The organism is Exiguobacterium sp. s121, assembly GCF_018617245.1.
GTDB classification, from domain to species: Bacteria; Bacillota; Bacilli; order Exiguobacteriales; family Exiguobacteriaceae; genus Exiguobacterium; species Exiguobacterium profundum.
This window is the reverse complement of the sequence record NZ_JACSJV010000001.1, coordinates 585356-609758: the sequence shown is the minus strand read 5'-3', so window position 1 is coordinate 609758 and position 24403 is coordinate 585356. Positions and strand designations below refer to the sequence as shown.

Below are 24403 nucleotides of genomic sequence, written 5' to 3'. Positions count from 1 at the left end.
CCCATCGAGCGCTGTCATCCATCAATTACCGGATTCATGAAAAAAGTCGAAAGCTCACGCTTCCGACTGCTTTTGAATCATCTGCTTCATCAAGTTAGCACTGTTTCGTGCCGACTCGTTCTCTTCCTGCATCTGAATGTACACCTCATGACGATGAATATCGATATGACGCGGGGCATCAATCCCGAGCTTCACTTGGTCGCCTTCGATGGCGAGTACCGTGAGCGTCACATCGTCGCCGATATGGATGGCCTCACCTTGTTTTCGTTTCAATACGAGCATCAGCGCACCTCCGCTTTCGTGCCACCGAGTGGATAACGAGCTGGATACGCATCGTCTAGGATGACTTGTTTCCCGCGACGTTCCTTCGTCTCGATGACGATCGGTGCTTTCAAGTTGAGCGTCGATGAATCAAAAGGTTCACGAAGCGTCACAATAGAATAGACCGATACGTGTTCCGCCTCCTCGATTCCAAGTTGGTCTTTCGCGCCATCCGACAATTCAAACGCATAGTCCGACTTATGCCAAAACGGATTCGTCACGACGAACGCGCATGCCTGTTCCTCAATCGACTGAAGCGACCAGAACGGCAAATCTTCCCCATACGGAATCAACACGAACGTCTTTGATTCCGGGAATCCCGGAATCTCACTGACGAAGGTGATCGTCTCCGCTTCGTTTATTTCAATCTTGCCAAAGTAGTCTGTTTCAATGAACATGGATTGTCCTCACTTTCAACGCGTTTCATCATACATCCCACCGACCGGCCACATCTCGAGTGACGCCTGTTGACGGAGCGAAATGTCCGTCGTCCACGGCGTGAACGAGATGTCGGTCGGAGTGAGCGATACATCAATTTGGGGTGGTGTGATATTCCACTCGATTTTCACATCCGCCGGCGTATACGTCAACTTGACACGATCGATTGATTTTGGCATGTAGCCCATGTCAACAATCGGATATGGGTCATTCACTTTCTCAGCCGCTATCGAAGGGATTGGATTCCCGTTCTCGATTCGCATCATGCGGTCGCCGTCTCGAGCGATATTCGCCATCGCTTCTCGGGCACCTTGTTCCCCAATCCGCCCGAAATGTTTACCGAGTTCGAGCACACCCTTCAGATTGCTCTCACTTCTCGCTACTGATGAATCAACCTCAAGCTTCCCTTGTGTCGTCTGTTGCGTCATCTCGGCTCTCCCTTGTTGGATGGACAGGTCGGCCCGTCCTTGACGCATCTCGAGTACCGGTCGATTGGATGTCATCTGGATTGCGGCCTGTGTCTGCCGCATCTCAAGTCTCGCGAGATTCATCATCAATTACCGTAAGAAGTCGAGGAGCGTCGGCTGAATGATGCGGGCACCTGCAGATAACGCTGCACGGTGTACAGTTTCATGTGACTTCAGCTCCATAATGACTTTTTCTACATCGATGTCTTCATTATCAGACATGATGGTCTTGGCGATAATCTCATGATCTTGAAGACGATTGTCGACGAGCTCCAAACGGTTTGCTCGGGCACCGAGCTCCGCCCGTTCCGTGATCAAGTTTTGACCGAGTGTGTCGAGCGTATCAAGTTCTGCAGACAAATCTGCCCCGGCAGTCGTTGGATCATTAAGAAGTGTAGTTAATTTATGAAGCCCTTCAAATAACTCCTTACCAAAAACCGTTTCCGGTTGCATGTTCACTTGTACAGTAATTCCTTTTGACACTTCAAATTCGATCTCCCCACTTGTTGCAGGTGCCGTTCCACTCTCATAAATTGAATCGACAGAACCAGCCGGATTCGCTAAATACGCTTTTAACTGGTCGACATTGATGAGAGGTTGATCTGTCTTCGTACCATTATAAATATACTTTTCACCTGCTTTTGAGTTCGCAAGTGAACCGATGTGTTCGATCAATTGATCGACCTCGCTCTTGATGATGGCACGTTGCGACGATTCATACGTATCGTTCGCCGCTTGTGTCGTCAACTCACGAATCCGCTTGACAGCTTCCGTGACTTCGTTCAATGTCGAGTCCGTCAAATCCATCCAACTTGTCGCTTCGCTGACGTTACGTCGGAATTGGTCGACTTCTCGCACCTCAGTCCGGTAACGGATTCCCTGCATCGCAACGACTGGATCCTCCGATGCTTTTTGAATCCGTTTCCCGCTGATGAGTTGTTCCTGGACACGAGCGAGTGTGTTGTAACTACTTGATAAATGCTTCAAGTTCGTCTGTGTGAGCATTGTCTGTGTGACACGCATCAGTCATTACCTCCCTACGACACCCATGCCGTTAATGATTTTGTCTAACATTTCATCGACAGCTGTGATATTTCGAGCCGCTGCATTATAAGCGTGTTGATATTGAATCATCATCGTCATTTCTTCATCGAGCGAGACTGCGCTGACCGATAACCGACGTTGGTCCGAACTACTTAAGAGAGCAAATGTACTCTTTGCCAAGTTCGCGTTTTGGCTAGCCTCGACTGCCATGTTTCCGATAACATTTTGATAGTACTTGCCGATCGAGGTTGAGGTCGTAACCGAACCCGCAAAGTTAAGCGCACTTTCTTTCAATTGCGCAAGTTCGAGAGCACCACTTCCATCCCCGATGTTCCCGTCCTTAGATGCTGCAATTAAATCTAAGTTCTTCATGAAATCAGGGTTCACAGTAATGGTAGCGGCGCTAGTAGTACCAACGAAAAAGTCAGTTCGACCGGCATTCCCGTCCGCGTCCATGTTTGTTCCATGCGCTACATTAAATGCTGATGCGAAGACGTTCGCCATCTCATCTAAGTCTTTGAGCATGTTGGTGAATGCCCCGTCGATTGCTTCTGGACCAGTTGCACTTCCGTACATCTCAACAAGAGCCTTCCATTTTCCGTTAGGCATGTCGGCATGCGCCATCGATGTATTCGTACCTGCAGCATCGGTCATAGTCATCCCATCAAATTTCCCGACTCCGCCCGTAAGACCGTCTACGAGTTTTACTTCTGTACCACCGACGACTACACGAATATCGATTCGTCCTTCTGCGACACGTTGCGAGTTCCCACGTGTTTCGCCGTTCGTGTAATCCACCGGCACACGTTCGAACTCAATGTATTGCGACAACTCATCCATGTAGCGATCGCGCTCATCATACAATTCATTTGGCAGAACACCAAGAGGCTCTGCATCACCGATTTGACGGTTGACGTCACTGATTTTCGTCAACAAATCATTGATTTTTTTCGTGACGACCCCTGCTTCGGTCTTTAAGTCATCCTGTACTTTAGTCAATGATGAAGACATATAGTTAAATGTCTGTGCCAACGTCAATGCTCGTTGCCGAACTACGCTTCGCGCACCCGTATCGTCCGGGTTGACCGACAAGTCTTGAAGTGATGCCCAGAACAAGTCGAGCGATTTAGCGAGTCCGTTCTCAGACGGTTCATTGATGATGTCTTCCATCCGACCGAACGCGGCTTCTTTCGTCGCATAGAAGGCGTTCTTCACCGACTCGTCACGATACTGTTGATCGATCATAAGATCGCGAATTCGGGCGAGCGTCTCCCCGCGTACACCTGTCCCGAATTGTCCGGCTTTCGTCCCGCCGAAGTTGACCGAGAGCTGTTCGGTCATCCCGAGTGTGAGTCGTTGGCGCGAATAGCCAGGGTTTGAGGCGTTCGCCACGTTATTCCCGGTCGCTTGAAGCGCCCATTGGTGTGTCGAGAGACTGCGGCGTGCCGTCTCTAATCCCATAAATGTTGAACCCATTCCACTTCCTCCTTAAACGTCACGGCTGAACGAGCGTGTTTCGAACGCTTGTTGTCCGTATGTAAAATCATCTGCTTCCGGCATGAGCATATCCAGGTGCCAAGTAATATAACGAAGGGATTGTTCGAGCAACGTCGCGTTCAATTCGTTCTGTCGCTTTAACTCGAACAAGACCGGTCTCAATTCCTCTATCTCTTCATCGTCCAATTCATACGTCCCTTGAAGTCGTTCCGCTTCTTTTTGTGAAATTTGTCGGACGAGTTTTGCTTCTTCTTTGACGAGCGTGCTAAATGCCACCATGTCATTTTGAATGAGTTGCTGTTCTTTTGCGTAAGCCAATTCGAGTAACCGTTTATGTAATGTGAGCATGAGTCTCTCCTTTTTCAAAAAAAGAGCCGACTAAAGAAAGGGGTACCCCTTATTTAGTCAGCTTCCGTGCCGTGTTATTCAGTGCGAAGGCCTCAAACGGACCTCGCTTCCATTCATCCTTGTAGAAAGCGTTTAGCGATTTCGCGCGCGTCCCGTGAATATGTGCCTGCATCAATCTCCGCTTTTAAAGCGTCGATTTTAGCGAGACGGTCCGGATGTTTCACCGGTTCTTCAAACCGGGCGCGAGCTTCCGCCGAAATTGACAATTGGTCCGTTTGGCTTGATTGCGCGGGCTTCGGCTCGACTTGCGTTTTCTTTTCATAAGTGTTTGGTAAGTGTACCCACTTGGCTGAATCGATGCGCATGCGTCTTCCCCCTCTTCATGATGTTAATCCAAACGATAAGCGCGGATACTCGACTTTTTCGCCAAGCCCTCCTGCATCTCCTGTAGACTGGACAGTTCCTTCTGCATTTCTCTCTGGCAGTTCGAACAGATTTTTCCTTCATTCGTAGGCCGACCACAACGGACGCAGCTGATGGCAAGCGCCGGATTGTCTTTGATGATCAAGCGTCCTTCGTGGATATATCGCGTGATATCAAGTTCAGAGACACCTGTCGCTTCGACGAGGGCTCCGATGGTCGTCTGTTTGTTGGCTGGTTCACGAATGAAATCGCGGACTTTCAAGAAGTTTTTATAATCGACTTCATTACATGATGGACAGTACGGTGAACGTCCCTGTTTCATAAACAAGCGCCCACACATTTGGCAAGTTGCTGCATCCATTGGTTTCACCTCTGCCCTTTATATCGGACGCGATTTTGATTTGTTTAGCGCCCGAAACAAGCAAATCGCAGAAACTTCTGATGCACCTGCCTGTCGCAACGAAAATGCCGCCTGATGAAGGGTCGTTCCCGTCGTATAGACGTCGTCTACAAGAATGATTTTCCCATATTTCACTGAAGTTGGTACAGTGAAAGGGTTCGTTCGGTGTCGTCTTCCTTCTTTCCCGAGTTCACGTTGACTTGAAACCTCCGTTTTTTCGAGAATCTGCCGCGTCGGACCGATATATCGCGCGAGCACCTCGGCCTGATTGAAACGACGTGTCTGAAGTCGCTCCTTACTCAACGGAATCGGAACATAGGTCACGCCAGATGAACGCAATGCCCGAAGCGCTGGGGCAACCGATAAGGCAATGACGACATCCCCGCTGAATTTATATCGATGTAGCCAGTCAATTCCTGCATCATCGTACGCGTACAGGCAGCGGACGGTCAAGTCGAGACCGAGCGCGAGCCAGCGGATGCAGTCCGGACACGTCTCACCGGTCTCATTTGGTTGACCGCAGCGTGGGCAACCTGTCCCGAGCGGCGTCAGTTTCGACTCGCAAGAGGGACACACCCAGTCCCGTCGCCATAACGTGTCAGGTGTCCACGGGACGGTCATCGACTCATGACAAAGAAGACATTTCATCGCCGATTCGCCTCCCTGATCTTCTGGATGGCAACATCTTGTCGGAATGTCCGCTCCTTGTAAAAGAAACAGACCTCTCCTGTCGGTGTGTCCGGTTTTCGCCCCGCCCGACCCGCCATCTGAATGAGACCCCGCGTCGAGAAGAGACGATGTTCACTTTCAACCACGGCGACCTGCACGTCGCGAACCGTCATCCCTCGCTCCCAGATTGAGGTCGCAAGGACGATCCCTTTCGTTTCTTGAAGCCAATGGAGTGTATCCAACCGTTCTTCCGTGTCAGCAGAAACGGTTTGACACGTGATACCTGCCTCTTGTAACCGACTTTCATATCGCTCCAAATCAGGCTTCGTCGGCACAAACAAGAGACGGGGTTTCAAGGCGTGACGTCGACAGAAGTCTAGGAGTCGTTCGTCGGACTGTTTGACAAGTGTCGGGACCGGCAAATCGAATCCGTGATAGCGCCGCGACAGATGAACCTTCGGAAGCAATTGTTGCCAAACGGTCGGGGTCGCCGTGATAAATAAGAAGACATTTCTCCCGGCCCGACGGATTGTATTCCAAAGTGCCACATCAAAGGCAAACGGGAAGGCATCGGACTCATCGACGAGCACATAATCGAACACGTCACGTAAATTCATGAGTAACGGTGCGGTCGCCACCGTGATCATCCCAATGGAGTCTTTTTCTCCCCCTCCATATCGTTTAGTGACAGGGACTGTGAACGCCTGTTCTAATCGTTCGACCCATTCGATGGCGACATCTTTCCTCGGAGAGACAACCAACACTCGCTTCCCTTCATTGACGACACGCTCAATCACGGGAAACGTCATCTCGGTCTTCCCAGCGCCACACACCGCATGCACAAGTCCCGTCCTCCGTTCGTCCCACCACGTGAGCAGTTGGTTCGCGACCCGCTTTTGGTCTGGGACGAGCTCGAATGGCATCGTCAATTCGGTCGTCTCGGTTGGAGTTGTGATGTCCCGTTCCTGTAGAAAATCACATCGGCAGACACGCCCGAGGTACAAACAATTTCGGCAATAGGCACAGCGTCCATGATGACAAGTGAACGTCCGGACGTGCGTGCTGAGACAGCGTTGGCAGACGCCTAAGCGGATGGCTCGTTTTCCTTTCGGTGCGACAATAAGTTCTCCCATAACCTGACTCCTTTTTGTCATCACGCTACCAAAATACCTATGTAAATACGATTCAACTTATCAAAAACAACATAGGTCTACTACACAAATAGGACCCGACGAAAAAGTCGGGTCCCATCTGTTAAATCTGTTTATAGAACATGATCGCCTCATATGGACGAAGAGACAACGATATTCCGTCGAGCTCAGGCACGTCGTAGTTGTGACTGACGACGTTCACCCGCTCGAATCCTTCTGGAATCGTGTACGTCGTTTCAATTCCATAGAAGTTGGCGACGACGAGTAGCTCCTCTCGGTCCGTCTTCCGTGTATATGCCCAAACGTCTAGCGAATCAGGAGTAAGAAGCGTGTAGTCTCCGTCCGTCAAAACGTCAAGTTCTTTTCGTAATGCAATCAAGTGTTTGTAGTGGTAGAACACCGAGTTCGGATCACGAAGCGCCGTTTCAACGTTCACGTCCTCATAGTTCGGCGCCACGTTGATCCATGGTGTGCCGCTCGTGAAGCCGGCATGTGTCGTTGCATCCCACTGCATCGGCGTTCGCGAGTTGTCGCGTGACTTCTGTTTGATGGCGGCCATCATGTCATCATGCGACACACCCTCTTCCCGCTTCAACTTGTAGATGTTGAGCGTTTCGATATCCCGATATTCATCGAGCGAGTCGAAGCCGGGGTTCGTCATCCCGATTTCTTCCCCTTGATAGATGTACGGCGTCCCTTGAAGGCCGTGGAGCACTGTCGCAAGCATCTTCGCGCTCTCTACGCGGTGATTCGTGTCGTTCCCAAAACGGCTGACGACACGTGGTTGGTCATGGTTGCACCAGAAGATGGCGTTCCATCCTTTCCCGTGCATCCCACGTTGCCACGTCGACATGATGTCTTTTAATTGAATGAAATCGAACGGCGCCGCGACGAATTTCTCGCCGTTCGGATAGTCGACTTTCAAGTGGTGGAAGCTGAACGTCATGCTGAGCTCGTTCTCGTCCGGGTTTGAATAGCGTACGCAGTGATCGAGCGTCGTCGAAGACATCTCCCCGACCGTGATGACGTCATGCCCATCAAATACTTCTCGGTTCATTTCTTTTAAATATTCGTGGATGCGTGGACCGTCCGTATAGAACTTGCGACCGTCCGATGCGTCTTCTGGGAAGTTCTGTTCTTTTGAAATGAGGTTGATGACGTCGAGACGGAATCCTTTGATTCCTTTTTTACGCCAAAACCGCATCATCTCGTAGACGTCCTCGCGCATCTGTTCATTCTCCCAGTTCAGGTCAGCTTGTGTCACGTCGAACAAGTGGAGATAATATTGTCCGCTCTTCTCATCATATTCCCACGCATTCCCACCGAACTTCGATTCCCAGTTCGTCGGTTCGTCGCGCCAGATGTAATAGTCACGGTACCGCTCGTCTCCCGCCAATGATTTTTGGAACCATTCGTGCTCGGTCGAAGAGTGGTTGACGACGATGTCCATCATGAGGCCGATGCCCCGCGCCTCTGCTTCACGGATCAATTCGTCGAGGTCCTCCATCGTTCCGTAAGACGGGTCGATGGCATAATAATCACTCACGTCATAGCCATTATCGTGTTGAGGTGACTGATAGACAGGCGTCATCCAAATGTATTCGATGCCGAGTTCTGCCAAGTAATCCAGCTTCGCCGTCACCCCTTTAATCGATCCGGTCGCGTTCCCTTCCGGACTGTAAAAACTTTTCGGGTAAATTTGATAGACGACTGATTTGCGCCAATTTTTCTGTGTCATCAACGACATCTCCTTTTTGTAAGAGTTTTCATTTCAATAGTAAAGAGGGAAGAACTGCCGTCCCTCCCTCCCGAGTCATTACTTATGCGACTTTGTTTTCTTCAAGTTCACCTTTCTTCATATAACGCTTCGACAAGATGAAAGTGAGCGCGAACGGAACGATGATCGCGATGACCATGCCCACGATGAAGAGAAGGATCTTATCTGTGAAGATTGAGAGGAATCCAGGGAGTCCTCCGACACCGATGGCGATTGCTTGCACATCGTTCAATGTGATAAAGATAGCAGCGATTGCCGACCCGATCATAGCTGAGTAGAACGGGAATTTATTTGGTAAGTTGACCCCGAACATGGCCGGCTCTGTGATTCCGAAATAAGCCGAGATGGCTGAAGTCGATGCCATGCTCTTTTGTTTCGCGTTGTGCTTGTAGACGAAGAACATCGCGAGTGCGGCCGAACCTTGAGCAATGTTTGAGAGTGCAATCATCGGCCAGATGAACGTACCGCCTGTATCTGCGATCAACTGAAGGTCGATGGCGATGAACAAGTGGTGCATCCCGGTGACGACGAGCGGTGCGTAGAACAATCCGAAGAGGAGTGCCCCGACGACCGGTACGGCTTCGAACGTGTTGACGAGTCCTGTCGCGATCACGTTCCCGATTCCACGAGTGACCGGTCCAACGATTGCGAGTGCGAGGAATCCTGTGACAACGATTGTTGTGATTGGAACGACCAAGAGTTGGATGGCGTTCGGTACACGTTTTTTCAAGAACATCTCGATTTGGCTCAAGATATAGGCAGCGGCGAGTACCGGCAAGATTTGACCTTGGTAGCCGACTTTCTCGATTTCGAAGAGTCCGAGGATATCAAACGTCGGGACATCTCCTTCAAGTGCTGCCGTTCCGTAGCCCCATGCATTCAAGAGGTCCGGGTGAACGAGCAAGAGACCCATGACGATCCCGAGTACTTCGCTCCCACCGAATCGTTTCGTCGCCGACCAACCGACGAGTGCAGGTAAGAACACGAATGACGTATTCGCCATCATGTTGATGAGATCCCAAAGTCCTTGTAGGTTCGGATACGCCTCGATGAGTGTCTGTCCTTCGATGAAGAGACCTTCCGATGCAAGTAAGTTGTTGATCCCCATAAGGAGACCGGCTACGATGATGGCTGGAATGATTGGCATAAAGACGTCAGAGAAGACTTTGACGAGTTTTTGAAGCGGATTCATTTTTTTGCCGCCCGCGGATTTGACCTCGGCGACCGTCGCCGCCTCAAGTCCAGCGAGCTTGATGAACTCGGCATAGACGCGATCGACATCGCCGGCTCCGATGACGATTTGATACACGCCGGAGTTCTCGAACGCCCCTTTGACGAGGTCGATTTCTTTCACGCGCGCCTCATCGACTTTTGATTGATCCTTGAGGGAGAGACGTAGACGCGTCACACAGTGCGCGGCCTTGTCCACGTTGTCTTTGCCCCCGATCGCTTCTAAGATCTCAGCGGCAATTTGACGATAATCTGCCTTCATGTTGAATGTCCTCCTTTGTTTGAAAACTGTAAATGAAAACGGTTACTTATGAGTACAAACAAAGTATAACTTATCTATATAAGTTAAGTCAATAACTTATATAGATAAGTTAAACATGAAAGTTTTGCGTCGTGATTTACTGTTAAAATTCCCCTATTTTGACTTAGGACAAACAAAAAACCCCTTCCTGTACGAAAGAGGTTTACCTACGGGCGACGTCGCTAAACTGGAACTTGTCCAATCGGTGACGCGACTCCGTATATTCAAATTGTTGTCCTTCATATAAGAACGTATCGTTCGTGATGACGATGACGTATTCATAGTCATGCAAGTCGAGCCGTTTCCGGTCAAGTTCCGTCACGTCTTCAGCTGCAATCTTCCGTTTGGCATAGCTGATTTGTAGCCCAAGCTCATCTTCGATATATCCATAAATCGATCGAGCCGCAATCTCTTCTGTCAGACCGGGGACGAGATCTTTGACGAAATAGTTGATATCTAAAATAACATTCTCCCCGTCAAAGTTTCGAACCCGTTCGATGCGAAACACATGCGTCCCTGGCACTAAGTTCATCCGTTCGGCGAGCCATGTCGGGGCTTCTATCTCTTCGAACGAAGCGACGTGGGTCTGAATGGAACGACCGAGCATGCTCGCGTAGACCTCTGAAAAACTGACGATGCCGTTGAATTGAAACTCAATCTGGTCACGTTTCAACACGAACACGCCTTTTCCATGATGCTTCCGGACATACCCATTCTCCTGTAAAAGATCGAGCGCTTTCCGGACCGTCCCCCGGCTGGCCTCGAACTGATGCATCAACTCGGTTTCAGACGGAAGCTTTGAGTCAGCGGGTCTCGTGCCATTTCGCATCTCTTCTGCCAGACGCTCAAAGATTTGGCGATATTTCGCCATTTCATTCCCTCCTCCATTGAAAAAGACGACCTTAGACGGTCGTCTCTCTTACCATTCGCGACGATACCATGTGATGCCGATTGCACCAGGTCCGAGATGCGTTCCGATGACGGGACCGAAATGGCTTCCCGAGATATGTGCTTTCGGGAACTTCAGCTTCATCGAAGCGATCTCTTCCGCCTGACGCTCCGGGCAGTTGGCGTGAATGATACCAATGCAGTACCCTTCTCCATCTCCGACAATCGATTCGTCCATCATCTCTTCGATTCGGCGTACGGCCTTCTTGTATGTCCGAATCTTCTCGAACGGGACGATCAATTTATCCTGGAAATGAAGGACCGGCTTGATTTGCAAGAACGATCCGACGAGCGCTTGCGCCGCGCTCAACCGTCCACCGCGTTGTAAGTGGTCGAGGTCATCGACGACGAAGTACGCGCGAATCGAATCACGGACCGTTTCAAGTCGGGCGATGATTTCTTCTGGTGTCGCCCCGTTGTCACGGAGATGAAGGGCCTCTTCGACCATGAACGCTTGCGGCATACACGAAATCTCTGAGTCAAACGCATGAACCGTCACATCGACCATGTCATTTAGCGCGACCATCGATTGGTACGTTCCGCTGATTCCACTGGAGAGCGTGATCGCAATCACGTCCGTCACATCGTCCGGCAAGCTCTCAATCAATTCCACCGTCTCACCGATGACCGGTTGCGACGTCGTCGGCAGGTTACCCGCCTCGATACGCTCATAAAACGCCTCGGTCGACATATCAATCGATTCGCGGTACGACGCGCCATCGAAGATGACACTGAGTGGTGCGACATGGACGTCATGTCGCGCCAAAAAATCATCCGACAGATAGGCGGTACTGTCGGTTAAAATCGCAATGTTTCCCATACTATATCCTCACTTTACGTCGTTTCATTTTTCCAATTATGTTAGGATTCCATTCCATATTGTAACACAAAAACGAGGTAAAGCATCGGTGACGCTCAAATCTCGACCCAACCCCGGCGAATCGCATCCACGACGGCTTGCGTCCGGTCGTTCACGTCCATTTTACGAAGTACGGAGGAGACGTGGTTTTTGACCGTCTTCTCACTGATAAACAGCATGTCACTGATGTCTCGGTTCGAGCGACCGTCGGCGAGAAGGTGCAACACCTCGACCTCACGGCGCGACAATAATTGATAGACCGGGTCATCTGTACGGCTCTCGACGCCACGTCCCGCCTGTTCCCCTTTGAATTGTAAGAGACGGCGGTAATCCTTCAGTACGTTCGTTGTCACTTTCGGATGAAGATACGCCCCATCCTTTGCGACAGCACGGACTGCCGAGATCAATTCTGTCGATGCGACTTCTTTTAATAAGAACCCTGATGCCCCCGCTTCAAGCGCATGTGTGATATACGACTCATCATCATGGATTGACAGAATGAGGACACGTGTCTCTGGTGAAAGAAGTGACAGTTGCTTCGTCGCCTCGATTCCGTTCATGTCCGGCATGTTGATATCCATAATTAGAATTTCCGGTTTTTGCTCGCCAGCGATGCGGATTGCTTCGCGTCCCGTACGCCCTTCGGCGACAACTTTAAATTCATCCTCCAAATCAAAAATCCGCTTCAATCCCTCGCGGAACAGTTCGTGATCATCCACGATCGCAATGCGTGTCTGTGTCATTTCCATGTATGTCTTCCCCCTTGTTCTCTCACGGAATCGGAATCGACATCCGGACGACTGTCCCTTTGCCGACTTCCGAGTCGATGGTGATGCTTCCGTTCACCAATTCAATTCGTTCGCGCATTCCGACAATCCCAAACGACTCTTCGCCAATTGCGCTCGGTTCAAACCCGATGCCATAGTCGCGGACGTGGATGTGAATCACGTCGCTCGCTTGCTCGACATTGACGATGATTTCGGCTGTTTTTGCATGTTTGATCGCATTTTGTACCGATTCTTGAACGAGACGGAACACGTTAATCTCCAGCTTCTCCGGTAATCGCGCACGCGACCCTCGATAGTTGAGACGTGTCTTGATTGCCGTATACTCCTCCGTTTGATGGAGATAGCGCTCGAGCGTCGGCAAAAAGCCTAAATCATCAAGCGACATCGGACGTAAATCATAAATCAAACGACGGACGTCGACGAGCGCCCCACGAATTAGCTTTTTCAATTCATGTAATTCGGCAAATGCCTCATCTTTTCCTCGTTTATCAAATGTCTTTTCAATCAGGTCGGCCCGTATCAGAATATGAGCAAGCGATTGCGCTGGACCATCGTGCATCTCGCGGGCGAGATGGCGCCGTTCGCGCTCAGCCGCTTCGAATACGCCGATGGCCATCTCTTGTTTTTTCATCATGTCCGAATACTCTTGCTGTAAGTCATCCCGTAAGAAGTTCAAGACGACACTCACGCGACCAATCAACTTTTCGGCACGTTCGATCGTGTCCTCTAAGATGAGCAGACGACGCTCTAAGTCGTTCCGGCGTTGCTGTGCCGCCATCTCTTCTTTTTGGACAAGAAAACGTTCGAGTTGCATTTGATTCGCCCGTTCGTAGGCTTCGCGAATTTCTTGTTCACTATGTATATGAAACTTTTTACTGACTTGAACGAGCTTGGCCTTTGCAGCTTTCACGAGTCGGTCGAGTCGATCGGACTCCTCGATGTAGAACTCGATTTTATCCGTCAATTCTTTTAACTCGTTTTGAATTGCTGAATATTCAGTTGCAGAACTTTCGGTTATACGGACAATCTCCTCTTTACTTTCCGTCACCGTTTCAATCATATTTGTTATGATATGTTCTAAAGCTGTCCGATCGGTAATATGATTCACGATGCCATCCCCTAATAGTTCGGTAGTTAATCCTCATCTATTCTTATATATCGTCCCACTCTAAACAGGTTTACAGCGGACATGAGAGATTTTCTATAATTCCATTCGCTATAAATAGCGTATGTGCCTACTTGAATTCTAAAAAAAATATTTAAAAATAGAAAGGAGAATTTTCAGAAATGTCTATTGAGTCAAATTATACTATAAAACAAAGTGGAACATACGAAGTCGTTATCCAAAAATCAAAATTTATTGCTCATTTCAAACGTGTCGAAACAGAGGAAGAGGCGCAGGCGTTTATCCAAGCCACCAAGAAAGAGCATTGGAATGCAAACCATAACTGTTCCGCCTATATCATCGGGGAACGGAACGAGCACCAAAAAGCGAACGACGACGGTGAGCCGAGCGGTACGGCCGGCATGCCGATGCTCGAGGTGTTACGCAAACGCCACTTGAAAGATACGGTCGTCGTCGTGACACGTTATTTCGGTGGAATCAAGCTCGGTGGCGGCGGACTTATTCGTGCCTACGGTGGAACTGTAAGCGAAGGACTTGATGCGATCGGCATCGTCGAACGCCTACCGATGCAACAATTGACACTCACCGTCGACTATACATGGATTGGGAAAGTCGAAAACGAGTTGAGACAGTCTAGCTATCTGCTCGATGACATCATCTACGCGGACCTCGTCACGTTTCATGTCTCGGTACCCGTGGAAGAGACAGAGGAGGCGCTCGCTTGGCTGACAGACATGACGAACGGTCAAGGTCAGCTTCAAACTCATGGGATCCGCATCATCGAACGTGATTTCAAACGCTGAAACGCCTATACTAAAAGAAACGACTGAAATGAGGAAACAACATGAAAACACCCCCACGCAAGAAAAGATCACCTTGGAAAATTGTCCTCATCGTGTTGGGTGTCGTATTGCTCATCGGTGGTTCCGCTTTCGGCTATTTTGTCTTCAAAGCGAATGAAACCGCCGAAAACGCGAACAAGGCGTTGGAACGTGGCGACAAGTCAGAACGTCGCGACGAGACCATCGACTTGACGAAAGATCACTTTTCTGTCCTGTTAGCAGGAGTCGATGGCGGCGCCTCGCTCGAGGAAGGACGGACTGATTCGCTCATGGTCGCCACGTTCAACAAGGAATCGCGGCAAGTGACGCTCGTCAGCATCCCACGCGACTCATATGTCGACATCATCATCGACGATGAGGATCCGTTCAAAGACAAGATCAACCATGCTTACGCTTACGGAGGCATTGACACGACCATCGCGACCGTCGAGAACCTGCTCGACATCCCAATCGATTACTATGCGACCATCAACTTTGATGGAATCGAAGATTTGGTCGATGCGGTCGGTGGTGTCGAGATCGATGTCCTCATCCCCATCTCTGGAAAAGCGACCGGAAATGTCGAGCTAGAGCCTGGCGTTCAAGTCTTGAACGGAAAAGAAGCACTTGCCTATGCCCGGATGCGGAAGCAAGACCCTGCCGGCGACATCGGTCGAGCCGGTCGACAACAGCAAGTTATCGAGGCCATCATCAATGAGGCGACGACCATCAACTCGTTTACGAAGCTGAACCGGATCATGAATGCTGTCGGCGAGAACATCCGGACGAACATGACGTTGTCAGAGGCCTCACAACTTCAGCCTTACGCAAAATCGCTGAAGTCGTTCAACCGCGAAACACTTGAAGGGACGGACCTGACGCTGAACGGGGTCTACTATTATGAAATCGACCCGGCTGACCTTCGTGACGCCCAGGCCCTTCTCCAGACGGAGCTCGGCATGCCCGTTACAGCGGATGAACCATCAACTGACGAAACAGACGATACGATGACTGAGACAATCACTTACTAAAACAATAATAGCCAGTATCGCGCGGCGATACTGGCTATTTTTTAGGTTCGCGGTCGACCGAGCAGTCGTCGGGACGTGCGAATAATCGGTTTATAATTTGGATGAATCAGTTCGGTTGATTCCACGATCAATTCAATGACAATCAACACGACGATGAACGTGATGACCGCACCGAGCATCGTCGTCTTGGCGAACAAGATGGATGAGATGCCAAAGAACAAGGTCATCCCGTACATGAGCAAGACGGCTTGCCGTGTCGTGAAGCCCATATCGATCAACTGATGATGCATATGCGATTTATCCGGCGACATCGGCGGTCGCCCTTGGACGAGCCGGCGCACGATGGCGAAAATTGTATCCGAGATCGGCAACCCGAGCAAGAGGACCGGGACGACGAGCGAGAACAATGTCACGTTCTTAAACCCGATGAGCGAGAAGACGGCGAGCATGTACCCGAGGAACAGTGCTCCCGTATCGCCCATAAAGATTTTCGCCGGATAAAAATTATGAACGAGAAACCCGAGCGTACTCGCAAGAAGCAAGAGCGCCATCATCGTCAAATAGACGTTCCCCTGAATGATGGCTAACACGGCAATCGTCCCGAGGGCGATGCTCGACACACCGGCGGCGAGACCATCGAGACCATCAATCAAGTTGATGGCATTCGTGATCCCAATCAGCCAAAGGACGGTGATCGGGATGCTCCATGACCCGAGGTAGAGTTGCTGGTCGAACGGAAGATTGATGAGTTCAATTCGCATCCCCGAGTTCAAGACAACGACCGTCGCAATCATCTGTCCCATCAACTTGACACGGGCTGATAACTGGAACCGGTCATCGATCAGTCCGGTAAGGAGAATGACGACAGCGCCAATCAAGATAGCGTCGTTATATCGACTCGTCGGAAGCAGCAAGGCGTAGCCGATGAAAAATGCGATAAAAATCGCGAGACCCCCGATTCGTGGCATCGTCCGTAAATGTACTTTTCGTGCGTTCGGATGATCGACTGCACCGATGAAAAATGCGAATCGACGAACGAGCGGTGTAATCAAGATGGCCATCACAAAACTGACCAACATGGCAATCCATAGCATGGGCCGACAGTTCCTCTCTCAAAAAAATAGACTCTGGCGAATTATATCACATTTTGAATCGAGGAGTGGATATCAGTCCGTTTACAATAAAAGCCGATGAGGCGTTCCCCATCAGCTCTGGATCATGAAAGTGTCGCTGCCACTTCTTCTGTCGGTTCGTATGTATACAAGCCGCGACCAATTTTTTTGATTTCCGGGTTGACCCCTTCAATTTTCACCATCAATTGGTAAATGTTGCTGATGTGATGACGGTAACGAAGTTCAAGTTCCATTTGAATATCACGCACGCTCATCGTCTGACGCTCTTTCAGTAGATCCGTCACTTGATGAACGTACACCTCGAGCGGATAACGCTGGTTCACACGGCGCGGACGTAGGCGTTTTGACGCATCAGTCATGGAGTCCTTATCTTCTCTATCTCGACTCAATTCCGCAATCAAATACTCGGCACGTCGTTGCAATTGGCGATACGACTCCTCAATTTCCATCAATTCTCGATAAATGTGGTCATTGACATTCGTAGATTCCATACACAAATCCCCTTCTACATCCAATTATAATTTGGAATTCCCTAATTTAAATCAGTAATTCCTAATAATCCCTCTATATCTTCTATAAAAGTGTAACGGATTTGTAATGTGTTTGTCATCTCTTTTTGGGCAATTCTGTCTATTTAGGACTTTAGGCTCAAAAAAGACGACGACTGTTCGGGGCAGTCGCCGTCTCACGGAAGATGATTGTAGTCATTTACACGTGAACGCGTTCGAGGATGCGTTCAAGTGACAGTTCGTCAGTAGAAGCGACGATGAGGTCTGCATGACCAAGCATCGATTCTTCTCCGACGGCGACAGCAAACATATTTGCCGCTTTGATTGCAGTTACGCCGGCAGCCGCGTCTTCAACGCCGATGGCGAGTTCGGGTTTCACGCCAAGGGCAGAAGCGGCCTTCAAAAACACTTCGGGGTGTGGTTTTGATTGGGCGACAGTTGCTGCATCGACAATATGGTCGAAGTAATGTCGGACACCAAGTGCGTCAACGACCGCAAATGCGTTCTTTGAAGCAGAAGCCATTCCGATTTTAAGTCCCGCCTCTTTGATTTCATCGAGGAATGAAACGATACCTGGAAGAAGATCGTCGGATGAGATATGTTGAATGAGTTCAACGTAGTGCTCGTTTTTCTTTTGTGCGAGTTCTGCTTTCTCTTCCGGTGTGAAATCGTTTTGTTTACCGCCGAGCGTAAGGATCCGCTCAAGCGATTCAGTCCGACTCACGCCTTTGAGCGTTTCGTTGAATTCGCGGTCAAATGGAATTCCGAGCTCTTCACCGAGCTGCTTCCATGCGAGGTAATGGTACTCTGCGGTGTCAGTGATGACACCGTCCAAATCGAAAATCACTGCTTCAATCGTTGACATACATGCTTTCCGCCTTTCCTTCAAATGCTTGTGTCGTCAGACTACATTTAGGGAACTTGACAAGTACCCGTCGCACGTTTGGTCAATGATGCAAACGGTTGCACTTGTTCGATTTCTATTATAAATGAAAACGTTCTCTTGATGCAACCGTTTTCGCAAAAATCAAAAAAGAGAAGAGCATGCGCTCTCCCCTTCCTTATTACAGCTGAATGCCGACCACTTTGACGTTCACAGAACGTGGTGTCATCGCAAGCATCGTGTCCATATCTTGCGTGATGCGCTCTTGGACGGCCGTCACCGTTTTGATGATCGACTGTCCGTACGCGATATAAAGCGATAGGTTGATGGTGATGCCTTCGTCCGACTCATCGACTTTCACATGTTTCATGAGCGCACGCTCTGACAATTTCGTATCTTCTTGCGTGAACGAGACGTGTTTCGTTTCTTTGACCGCGACCGCGGCGATCATTTCAACGACGTGACGTGATACGTTCACGTCGCCTTCTGTGCTGTGCATTCCATTTTCGTATGGCATAGGGTCACTTCCTTAACTCTAGTTTCGTTTCTTCTTAATAAAGTGTAGCGGAAATGAAGCGTTTAGAAAAGACTTTACCCTTTTACACCCTTCGTATTTTGGACTCGCTTCACGTCAATCTCGACGAGCGGACGCAAGAGACGGACCATCGGTGGACTGATAATCACGAGGACCATCACAAAGGCGACACCGAACAAGACGAGCAGTTGCATCCAAGATGTCGGCATGAACCCAGCCGGTATAAACGCCTTCCAGGCGACAACAAAGAAGACGTGGACGAGATAGACGTACAGACTATACTGCCCGGCACGCGAAAAAATCGGGAGCTGTCGTCCTGGGATGATGAGCGCGAAACTAATTGACATGAGGAGCGACACCGTATAAACAATCAAAAAGGCGAACGGTCCACTCCACATCGCCTCTGGGACGGCCGTGTCATAGGCGAAACGGAATTTGAACAAGTTCCCGATATGATAGAACGTATCGTCTTGCTGGACCCGCATCGAGACCAAGAGTCCCAGTGTGAGCGTGATGAAGACAATCGCCCCACCGATGCGATATCGATTCCGGTGCTCGGCCCGTTTTGGTAACTCAAAGAAGTTGAGCGTATTGCGCTCGGACATCCAGTTCCCGATCAAGAAGAACGGATAGAACATGATGACTTTTCGTAACGCGAAATACCCCGTCGCCTCGGCTTGGAATCCAAACAGGAGCGCGAATAATAGTGCATATAACACGTAGCCTTTCAGTTGTGTCACATACGGGGTGATGATGTACCAGAAAATGATGGCCATCAGATACCAAAGCGCCCAGTACGGCTTCAACAAATTCAGACCCGGATTTTCAAGTGAGAAAATCGGAATCCCTTCTGTAAATGCGAACCATGACCCAAGGATGACCTGCCAAATGACATAGACCACGAATAACTGGATTACGCGCAAATAGCGGTTCTCCCGATAAAAGTAACCGCTCAACATGATGAACAACGGCATGTGGAAGGTATACAGGAACAGATACACCCACTTTGGTAAAATATCGTCATAAGCACCGCGGACATCGGTCAACAAATGTCCGAAGACGACGAGTAGGACGAGCACTCCTTTAATATTGTCATACCAATAATTTCTCATAACATTCCCTCTAGTTCTCTATGATGACTGCAATGAAGCTGACCTTCATGTTTTCACGTTCTCTTTACAGACAGAATCCATGTAGGTCTTGGAAAATCCCTCACCTATCATAAGCGATTCCTCTGCTAAGTGAAATTACGTTTCAACAAAATTTTCATGTCTTCACTGTCATCATTCCCATAATTGGAGGAATACAAGCCGAAACGTCAAAAAATCCTCACGATTCAGCATGTTGTGTGCGTATTCAAATAGACGGGATTGGGTACAGTATAGTATAGTGGTGTTACCAAATATTCAGAATATTCTAATAAAGGAGGTGGAGAGAATGGCATCGATCATCCGGAATCGACATCATATGGTGCATGACCCAAAACGTTCATTCTCTAACTTCGGATTCTGGTGGTTCGTCAGCGTCTTTTCCGTCGGATTGCTCTTTGTCGCCTTCGAGTCCGTCCGCAACGGGTTCTCTGCCATTCATCCTGTCTTATCTAGCATGGCTTTCCTCGGTCTCACGTTCGTGCTCGGTGTCTGCGCTAAACTGGCTCGTGACGTCTGGTGGCTCAACTACTTGCTCGAGCGCACCCAAAACCGCTACTTATATATCGGTGGTGACACGCTCCAAAGTTGGCAGTATACGCTCGACTCGATTTGGTTGCTCACGCGCACCTCACAAAAAAAGCTCGGCCGATTGTATATCCAAATCGACCGAACTGTGCGTGCTGAGGAAGCGAAACGTTTATTCGCCGCCTATTTGATTGACCGAGGGGTCCTCGTCGTCTATTCTCGTCCGAACAAACCGAAAAAAATGGCTTGAATGAATCAGTCGAGGTATGCGGCAATCCATGTCCGTGCTGCCTCGACTTCTTCCATGCGAAGTTCATGTCCCCCCGAGTGATAGAAGAGCTCGACGTCCGCTCCCGCGTTTCGGAGTGTCGACGTCAGCTCTTCTGTTTCTGTTTTCGGGCAAATCGGGTCGCGTTCGCCAGCCGAGATGAACACGTTCGTTCCTGACAAGTCAGGTAGCGTCAATGAACGGTCCGGTACCATCGGGTGGAATAGGAGTGAAGCAGTGAACGCCGGATGACGGTAAAGTGCCGACCCGATCAAATTCGCCCCGTTCGAATAACCGAGTGGGATCATCTTGTCTCGGTCGATACCATACGTTGTCGCCGCTTCATCTAAAAACTGAAGGAAGCGCTCTGTCTGTTTCTTTAAATCTTCAAGGTCGAGCACCCCTTCCGCGTGGCGACGGAAGAAACGGGACATCCCGTTTTCAATGACATCCCCTCGAAGCGTTAAAATGTTCGCTTCGGTCGATAGTTCTTTCGCGAGCGGAATCAAATCCTGCTCGGTCCCTCCAGTTCCGTGTAATAAAACGAGTGTCGTCTCTTTTGTACCTTGAATGAATTGATGAATCATATGCGTTCTCCTCTCGGTATCGTGATTGCTGGTAGTGTGCGGACGATTTTATCTCGGTTCGCTTCGAGCCATGGTGGCAAGCGCAACGTCTCACCGAGCGTGTCAACGGATTCGTCCACAGTGAATCCAGGTACGTCTGTCGCGAGTTCGTGCAGGATACGTCCGGCATCATGGAAATAGACGGAGCGGAAATAATTTCGTTCTTTCACTTCGGTCGGTCTTAACCCAAGGTCAAAGATGGCGTCTTGCCAGGTCGGATAATGGTCTCCGTCGGTAACGCGCCACGCGATGTGATGAACCGTTCCCGTTCCAGGGACCCCGTTTGGTAAAATCGTTTTCTTCACATCGATGACGTTCCCGTAATCTGCTGACCCTTTCAAACGGATCCACTCTTCATCCTCTGCGACCCGTTCAAAGCCGAACAGTTCCGTCAACAAGCGCACGGTTTCGTCCGGTGCTTTCGACAACAAAGTCGCTCCGGCGAATCCGACAATTGCTTCATGTTCTGTGATACCGGGGATGACCCAGCGTGTCTGTTTAGAGCTCGGTCGGGCGACGAGTTCGACGACGAGTCCGTCCTGGTCTTCAAATAAAAGTGATGCCTCGCTGAACCGTTCAGTGGCGACGGTCGCGATGCCGTGCTGTTGTAGTCTTTCTTCCCAGAACGGTAAACTTCCTGCCGGTACGAGATAAGTCGTCACGCCAACCTGTCCGCTCCCGACCTGCCCTTTCCCTAAGCCCGGGATTGGAAAGAACGTGATCACCGTCCCTGGTGTCCCGACTTCGTCCCCAAAATAGAGATGATACGTACCAGGGTCATCAAAGTTAACGGTCTGTTTCACGAAGCGGAGACCGAGTACCTGTCCATAAAAATCTAGCGTACGTTGCGGGTCTTGTACCATCGACGAAATGTGATGGATTCCCGTAGACTGCGTTTTCATTGTCATCCTCCTTTTATTATCTTGATTTCAAGATAAATCATTTACCAGAAAAAGTGAAACTTTTTGCTCAAGGTGGCGTACGATAGAAGAAGAGACATTCTAAGGAGGTAATAGAATATGGCATTACATATCGAACGCGTCACCAAGGAGTTTGGTGACTTCAAAGCTGTCGACGACCTCACGTTCCGCGTCCCACAAGGGGAAATGTTTGGTTTGCTCGGTGCAAACGGTGCTGGAAAGACTACGACGTTCCGGATGATCCTCGACATCTTGAAGCCGACCGATGGGAGTATCACGTGGAACGGTAAAGCGGTCGACCATCGCATCGTCGGCTATTTGCCCGAGGAACGTGGCCTGTATCCCAAATCCCAAGTGCGTGAACAGCTCGTCTTTCTCGCAAGCCTAAAGGGCATGCGCGGGAGCGATGCCAAACGCGCGGTCAAGTCATGGCTCGAACGCCTTGAAATTCCTCAATATGAAACGATGCGCGTCGAGCAGCTATCAAAAGGGAATCAACAGAAGATTCAGCTCGTCGCCGCCCTGCTCCATAACCCGGAACTCGTCATCTTAGACGAACCGTTCAGCGGCCTCGACCCGGTTAACGTTGAAATCCTGAAGCGTGAAGTTCTCGCGTTGCGTGACGCCGGGACGACCATCGTCTTCTCGAGTCATCGAATGGAACATGTCGAAGAATTGTGCCAACACGTCGGCATCTTGAAAGGTGGCCGTGCCGTCGTAAGCGGTGACGTCCCGACAATCAAGTCGAGATACGAAGAACCTGCCCTCTTTATTGAAACGGACCAGATTCACATTCTCGAGTCGCTCCCAGTCGTGGAGACAATCGAGCCTTACAAATCCGGTCATCTAGTACGCTTACATTCTTTCGAAGACAGTGACGCCGTCCTGTCGGCACTCGTCCGTCATCAGGCGAACGTGAAGACGTTCATGCGCCAACCGGTATCGCTCAATGACATCTTCATCAAGGAGGTCGGACAGCATGTTTCATAACTTTGGACCGCTCTATGCGTTCACACTCAAATCGAGAATTCGTTCAAAAGCATTCCTCATCTCGACGGCGCTAACCATCCTGTTCATCTTCGGGTTCACGAACATCGACCGCATCATGTCCTCATTCGAGGACTCTGAACAGGCGAGTGCTCTCGTTGTATCTGAGAACACAGAACTCGTCGACACGATGAAGTCACTCGGCTATGAAGACGTCGCATCTAGCGAAATCACGGAAGAAGAGGCACGGACCGGCATCAACGACGGAGAGTATGGGGTCGTCGCTTTTGTCGACGGCTATGATGCCCGCGTCATCTCCGAACGACCGGAACAGGAGTTCACGACCATCTTGCAAACATCTTTACAACAGTTGCGCAATGCGGAATTGATTGAATCGTCCGATGTCGACCCGGCAGTCATCGCTGCTCTCAGCGAACCGATCCAACTCGACGAGTCCTATCTCGGACGCGGTGGAGAGAACTCGGATGAGCTCCTCTCGTCTTCGGCGCTCGTTTACGTCATGTTGATGCTCCTGTACATTTCAATCATCACGTACGGATCGATGATTTCAACAGAAGTGACGACGGAGAAGTCATCGCGTGTCATGGAGCTCATCATCTCAACGACTCATCCAGTGACCCATATGCTTGCGAAAGTGACCGCTATCGGGACACTCGCCCTCATCCAAATCGGAATCTTCCTCGGGTTTGGTTATGTAAGTGCGAGTGGTAGCGAACTGGCGACGACGGTCATCGAGAACGCCGGCAACGCACGGGCTGTCATCTATCTACTCGTCTTCTTCTTGCTCGGGTACTTGTTGTACGCCTCACTCTTCGCTGTCCTCGGTTCACTTGTCAGCCGTGTCGAAGAGTCACAACAAATGGTCATGCCGGTCATCATGCTCCTCGTCGCTGCGTTCTTAGTCGCGATGTTTGGATTGAACAACCCGGATGCGACCATCGTGACCATCCTCTCGTTCGTCCCGTTCTTCGCTCCGATGCTCATGTTCCTTCGCGTCATGCTCGTCGATGTGGCCGTATGGGAAGTGGCGCTTTCGATTGGGTTACTCATCGGAACGATCGGTATCACACTGTGGATTGGCTCGAAATTCTATCGTGGCGGCGTCTTGTTCTATGGAACGAACGCTATTAAACAATGGCGACAAATATTACAAAACCGTCAATAACGTTTACAGCAAATTCGTTTTCGTTTACTCTAAAGAATGTG

28 protein-coding genes are annotated in these 24403 nt (G+C 49.9%); 5 read left to right on the top strand and 23 right to left on the bottom strand.

Translation table 11 applies throughout. From position 1 onward, the window contains the following. Positions 1-54: 54 nt before the first annotated feature. The 16 genes from csrA to KOG47_RS14875 all read right to left on the bottom strand — a co-directional run bounded on the left by csrA (position 55) and on the right by KOG47_RS14875 (position 13769). Positions 55-282 carry a carbon storage regulator CsrA gene (csrA, locus tag KOG47_RS03165; RefSeq protein ID WP_012726976.1) on the bottom strand — a complete coding sequence of 76 codons (228 nt, stop codon included), beginning with the start codon at positions 280-282 and terminating at the stop codon, positions 55-57. Continuing rightward, positions 282-719, bottom strand: coding sequence for a flagellar assembly protein FliW (gene fliW, locus KOG47_RS03160; RefSeq protein ID WP_074036208.1), 438 nt, complete (start codon positions 717-719; stop codon positions 282-284). The genes csrA and fliW overlap by 1 nt, the downstream gene beginning before the upstream one ends. A gap of 15 nt (positions 720-734) precedes the next feature. Continuing rightward, on the bottom strand, positions 735-1289 hold the full coding sequence (locus KOG47_RS03155; protein ID WP_230872833.1) for a DUF6470 family protein: 555 nt from the start codon (positions 1287-1289) through the stop codon (positions 735-737). A 27-nt stretch (positions 1290-1316) separates the two neighbouring features. Next, positions 1317-2249, bottom strand: a complete 933-nt coding sequence (gene flgL / locus KOG47_RS03150; protein ID WP_159562671.1) for a flagellar hook-associated protein FlgL — start codon at positions 2247-2249, stop codon at positions 1317-1319. A 6-nt stretch (positions 2250-2255) separates the two neighbouring features. Then, a complete protein-coding gene (gene flgK / locus KOG47_RS03145; RefSeq protein ID WP_215243754.1) occupies positions 2256-3746 on the bottom strand; it encodes a flagellar hook-associated protein FlgK in 1491 nt (496 codons plus the stop codon). A 12-nt stretch (positions 3747-3758) separates the two neighbouring features. Continuing rightward, positions 3759-4115 carry a flagellar export chaperone FlgN gene (flgN, locus tag KOG47_RS03140; RefSeq protein ID WP_074036203.1) on the bottom strand — a complete coding sequence of 119 codons (357 nt, stop codon included), beginning with the start codon at positions 4113-4115 and terminating at the stop codon, positions 3759-3761. Between the two features lie 113 nt (positions 4116-4228). Continuing rightward, a complete protein-coding gene (locus KOG47_RS03135; protein WP_074036202.1) occupies positions 4229-4480 on the bottom strand; it encodes a flagellar biosynthesis anti-sigma factor FlgM in 252 nt (83 codons plus the stop codon). Positions 4481-4503: 23 nt separating this feature from the next. Continuing rightward, entirely contained in the window at positions 4504-4899 is a 396-nt protein-coding gene (locus KOG47_RS03130; RefSeq protein WP_074036201.1) for a flagellar protein, read from the bottom strand. Positions 4900-4917: 18 nt separating this feature from the next. Then, positions 4918-5586 (bottom strand): ComFC family protein, encoded by a 669-nt coding sequence (locus tag KOG47_RS03125; RefSeq protein WP_215243753.1) that lies wholly within the window; start codon positions 5584-5586, stop codon positions 4918-4920. Beyond that, positions 5583-6740 carry a DEAD/DEAH box helicase family protein gene (locus tag KOG47_RS03120; RefSeq protein WP_214690624.1) on the bottom strand — a complete coding sequence of 386 codons (1158 nt, stop codon included), beginning with the start codon at positions 6738-6740 and terminating at the stop codon, positions 5583-5585. Before KOG47_RS03120 ends, KOG47_RS03125 begins: the two co-directional genes overlap by 4 nt. A gap of 121 nt (positions 6741-6861) precedes the next feature. Next, entirely contained in the window at positions 6862-8496 is a 1635-nt protein-coding gene (treC, locus tag KOG47_RS03115) for an alpha,alpha-phosphotrehalase (protein WP_215243752.1), read from the bottom strand. Positions 8497-8578: 82 nt separating this feature from the next. After that, positions 8579-10027, bottom strand: a complete 1449-nt coding sequence (treP, locus tag KOG47_RS03110; RefSeq protein ID WP_074036194.1) for a PTS system trehalose-specific EIIBC component — start codon at positions 10025-10027, stop codon at positions 8579-8581. A 202-nt stretch (positions 10028-10229) separates the two neighbouring features. Further along, entirely contained in the window at positions 10230-10937 is a 708-nt protein-coding gene (treR, locus tag KOG47_RS03105) for a trehalose operon repressor (protein ID WP_215243751.1), read from the bottom strand. Positions 10938-10985: 48 nt separating this feature from the next. Continuing rightward, the gene (locus KOG47_RS03100) at positions 10986-11834 is read right to left on the bottom strand and encodes a DegV family protein (protein WP_215243750.1); all 849 of its coding nucleotides are present in this window, start codon (positions 11832-11834) and stop codon (positions 10986-10988) included. A 95-nt stretch (positions 11835-11929) separates the two neighbouring features. Then, on the bottom strand, positions 11930-12622 hold the full coding sequence (locus KOG47_RS03095; protein WP_159562679.1) for a response regulator transcription factor: 693 nt from the start codon (positions 12620-12622) through the stop codon (positions 11930-11932). A gap of 22 nt (positions 12623-12644) precedes the next feature. Then, positions 12645-13769 (bottom strand): sensor histidine kinase, encoded by a 1125-nt coding sequence (locus tag KOG47_RS14875; protein ID WP_196431028.1) that lies wholly within the window; start codon positions 13767-13769, stop codon positions 12645-12647. Between the two features lie 179 nt (positions 13770-13948). Between KOG47_RS14875 and KOG47_RS03085 the strand changes: the two genes are divergently transcribed. Both KOG47_RS03085 and KOG47_RS03080 read left to right on the top strand, forming a co-directional pair. Then, positions 13949-14590, top strand: a complete 642-nt coding sequence (locus KOG47_RS03085; protein ID WP_215243749.1) for a YigZ family protein — start codon at positions 13949-13951, stop codon at positions 14588-14590. A 41-nt stretch (positions 14591-14631) separates the two neighbouring features. After that, a complete protein-coding gene (locus KOG47_RS03080) occupies positions 14632-15639 on the top strand; it encodes an LCP family protein (RefSeq protein ID WP_159562681.1) in 1008 nt (335 codons plus the stop codon). A gap of 41 nt (positions 15640-15680) precedes the next feature. On the opposite strand, the gene KOG47_RS03075 is transcribed toward KOG47_RS03080, so the two are convergent. The 5 genes from KOG47_RS03075 to KOG47_RS03055 form a co-directional block, all read right to left on the bottom strand. Further along, complete coding sequence (locus KOG47_RS03075; RefSeq protein ID WP_012726994.1) at positions 15681-16733, bottom strand: glycosyltransferase family 4 protein; 1053 nt, start codon at positions 16731-16733, stop codon at positions 15681-15683. Between the two features lie 122 nt (positions 16734-16855). Next, complete coding sequence (locus KOG47_RS03070; RefSeq protein ID WP_074036184.1) at positions 16856-17263, bottom strand: Rok-like winged helix domain-containing protein; 408 nt, start codon at positions 17261-17263, stop codon at positions 16856-16858. Positions 17264-17480: 217 nt separating this feature from the next. Further along, positions 17481-18146, bottom strand: coding sequence for a beta-phosphoglucomutase (gene pgmB / locus KOG47_RS03065; RefSeq protein WP_074036182.1), 666 nt, complete (start codon positions 18144-18146; stop codon positions 17481-17483). A 199-nt stretch (positions 18147-18345) separates the two neighbouring features. Beyond that, positions 18346-18681: an Asp23/Gls24 family envelope stress response protein gene (locus tag KOG47_RS03060; RefSeq protein ID WP_012726997.1), complete on the bottom strand. Its 336-nt coding sequence runs from the start codon at positions 18679-18681 to the stop codon at positions 18346-18348. A gap of 74 nt (positions 18682-18755) precedes the next feature. Further along, positions 18756-19811 carry an acyltransferase family protein gene (locus tag KOG47_RS03055; protein WP_215243748.1) on the bottom strand — a complete coding sequence of 352 codons (1056 nt, stop codon included), beginning with the start codon at positions 19809-19811 and terminating at the stop codon, positions 18756-18758. A 325-nt stretch (positions 19812-20136) separates the two neighbouring features. Here KOG47_RS03055 and KOG47_RS03050 point away from each other — a divergent pair, with 325 nt between their 5' ends. Further along, positions 20137-20625, top strand: a complete 489-nt coding sequence (locus tag KOG47_RS03050) for a hypothetical protein (protein ID WP_214690620.1) — start codon at positions 20137-20139, stop codon at positions 20623-20625. Positions 20626-20630: 5 nt separating this feature from the next. Here the strand turns inward: KOG47_RS03050 and KOG47_RS03045 are convergent, their stop codons facing one another. Together KOG47_RS03045 and KOG47_RS03040 are read right to left on the bottom strand one after the other, a co-directional pair. Beyond that, on the bottom strand, positions 20631-21230 hold the full coding sequence (locus tag KOG47_RS03045; RefSeq protein ID WP_214758384.1) for an alpha/beta hydrolase: 600 nt from the start codon (positions 21228-21230) through the stop codon (positions 20631-20633). After that, positions 21227-22171 carry a ring-cleaving dioxygenase gene (locus KOG47_RS03040; RefSeq protein WP_215243747.1) on the bottom strand — a complete coding sequence of 315 codons (945 nt, stop codon included), beginning with the start codon at positions 22169-22171 and terminating at the stop codon, positions 21227-21229. The genes KOG47_RS03045 and KOG47_RS03040 overlap by 4 nt, the downstream gene beginning before the upstream one ends. 117 nt (positions 22172-22288) lie before the next feature. Between KOG47_RS03040 and KOG47_RS03035 the strand changes: the two genes are divergently transcribed. Continuing rightward, positions 22289-23179: an ABC transporter ATP-binding protein gene (locus tag KOG47_RS03035; RefSeq protein ID WP_012727001.1), complete on the top strand. Its 891-nt coding sequence runs from the start codon at positions 22289-22291 to the stop codon at positions 23177-23179. Next, positions 23169-24362, top strand: coding sequence for an ABC transporter permease (locus tag KOG47_RS03030; protein ID WP_159562686.1), 1194 nt, complete (start codon positions 23169-23171; stop codon positions 24360-24362). The genes KOG47_RS03035 and KOG47_RS03030 overlap by 11 nt, the downstream gene beginning before the upstream one ends. Positions 24363-24403: the final 41 nt, after the last annotated feature.

Bases quoted from the DNA above. Each gene is read 5' to 3' on its own strand.
- KOG47_RS03100 (WP_215243750.1), bottom strand. From the start codon at position 11,834: ATGGGAAACATTGCGATTTTAACCGACAGTACCGCCTATCTGTCGGAT.
- KOG47_RS03030 (WP_159562686.1), top strand. From the start codon at position 23,169: ATGTTTCATAACTTTGGACCGCTCTATGCGTTCACACTCAAATCGAGA.
- KOG47_RS03120 (WP_214690624.1), bottom strand. From the start codon at position 6,740: ATGGGAGAACTTATTGTCGCACCGAAAGGAAAACGAGCCATCCGCTTA.
- KOG47_RS03045 (WP_214758384.1), bottom strand. From the start codon at position 21,230: ATGATTCATCAATTCATTCAAGGTACAAAAGAGACGACACTCGTTTTA.
- csrA (WP_012726976.1), bottom strand. From the start codon at position 282: ATGCTCGTATTGAAACGAAAACAAGGTGAGGCCATCCATATCGGCGAC.
- treP (WP_074036194.1), bottom strand. From the start codon at position 10,027: ATGAAGGCAGATTATCGTCAAATTGCCGCTGAGATCTTAGAAGCGATC.
- KOG47_RS03080 (WP_159562681.1), top strand. From the start codon at position 14,632: ATGAAAACACCCCCACGCAAGAAAAGATCACCTTGGAAAATTGTCCTC.
- KOG47_RS03085 (WP_215243749.1), top strand. From the start codon at position 13,949: ATGTCTATTGAGTCAAATTATACTATAAAACAAAGTGGAACATACGAA.
- KOG47_RS03125 (WP_215243753.1), bottom strand. From the start codon at position 5,586: ATGAAATGTCTTCTTTGTCATGAGTCGATGACCGTCCCGTGGACACCT.
- KOG47_RS03095 (WP_159562679.1), bottom strand. From the start codon at position 12,622: ATGGAAATGACACAGACACGCATTGCGATCGTGGATGATCACGAACTG.
- KOG47_RS03155 (WP_230872833.1), bottom strand. From the start codon at position 1,289: ATGCGGCAGACACAGGCCGCAATCCAGATGACATCCAATCGACCGGTA.
- KOG47_RS03135 (WP_074036202.1), bottom strand. From the start codon at position 4,480: ATGCGCATCGATTCAGCCAAGTGGGTACACTTACCAAACACTTATGAA.
- KOG47_RS03050 (WP_214690620.1), top strand. From the start codon at position 20,137: ATGGCATCGATCATCCGGAATCGACATCATATGGTGCATGACCCAAAA.
- KOG47_RS03055 (WP_215243748.1), bottom strand. From the start codon at position 19,811: ATGAGAAATTATTGGTATGACAATATTAAAGGAGTGCTCGTCCTACTC.
- fliW (WP_074036208.1), bottom strand. From the start codon at position 719: ATGTTCATTGAAACAGACTACTTTGGCAAGATTGAAATAAACGAAGCG.
- flgL (WP_159562671.1), bottom strand. From the start codon at position 2,249: ATGCGTGTCACACAGACAATGCTCACACAGACGAACTTGAAGCATTTA.
- flgN (WP_074036203.1), bottom strand. From the start codon at position 4,115: ATGCTCACATTACATAAACGGTTACTCGAATTGGCTTACGCAAAAGAA.
- KOG47_RS03035 (WP_012727001.1), top strand. From the start codon at position 22,289: ATGGCATTACATATCGAACGCGTCACCAAGGAGTTTGGTGACTTCAAA.
- flgK (WP_215243754.1), bottom strand. From the start codon at position 3,746: ATGGGTTCAACATTTATGGGATTAGAGACGGCACGCCGCAGTCTCTCG.
- pgmB (WP_074036182.1), bottom strand. From the start codon at position 18,146: ATGTCAACGATTGAAGCAGTGATTTTCGATTTGGACGGTGTCATCACT.
- KOG47_RS03070 (WP_074036184.1), bottom strand. From the start codon at position 17,263: ATGGAATCTACGAATGTCAATGACCACATTTATCGAGAATTGATGGAA.
- treR (WP_215243751.1), bottom strand. From the start codon at position 10,937: ATGGCGAAATATCGCCAAATCTTTGAGCGTCTGGCAGAAGAGATGCGA.
- KOG47_RS03040 (WP_215243747.1), bottom strand. From the start codon at position 22,171: ATGAAAACGCAGTCTACGGGAATCCATCACATTTCGTCGATGGTACAA.
- KOG47_RS03060 (WP_012726997.1), bottom strand. From the start codon at position 18,681: ATGCCATACGAAAATGGAATGCACAGCACAGAAGGCGACGTGAACGTA.
- KOG47_RS03130 (WP_074036201.1), bottom strand. From the start codon at position 4,899: ATGGATGCAGCAACTTGCCAAATGTGTGGGCGCTTGTTTATGAAACAG.
- KOG47_RS03075 (WP_012726994.1), bottom strand. From the start codon at position 16,733: ATGCTATGGATTGCCATGTTGGTCAGTTTTGTGATGGCCATCTTGATT.
- treC (WP_215243752.1), bottom strand. From the start codon at position 8,496: ATGACACAGAAAAATTGGCGCAAATCAGTCGTCTATCAAATTTACCCG.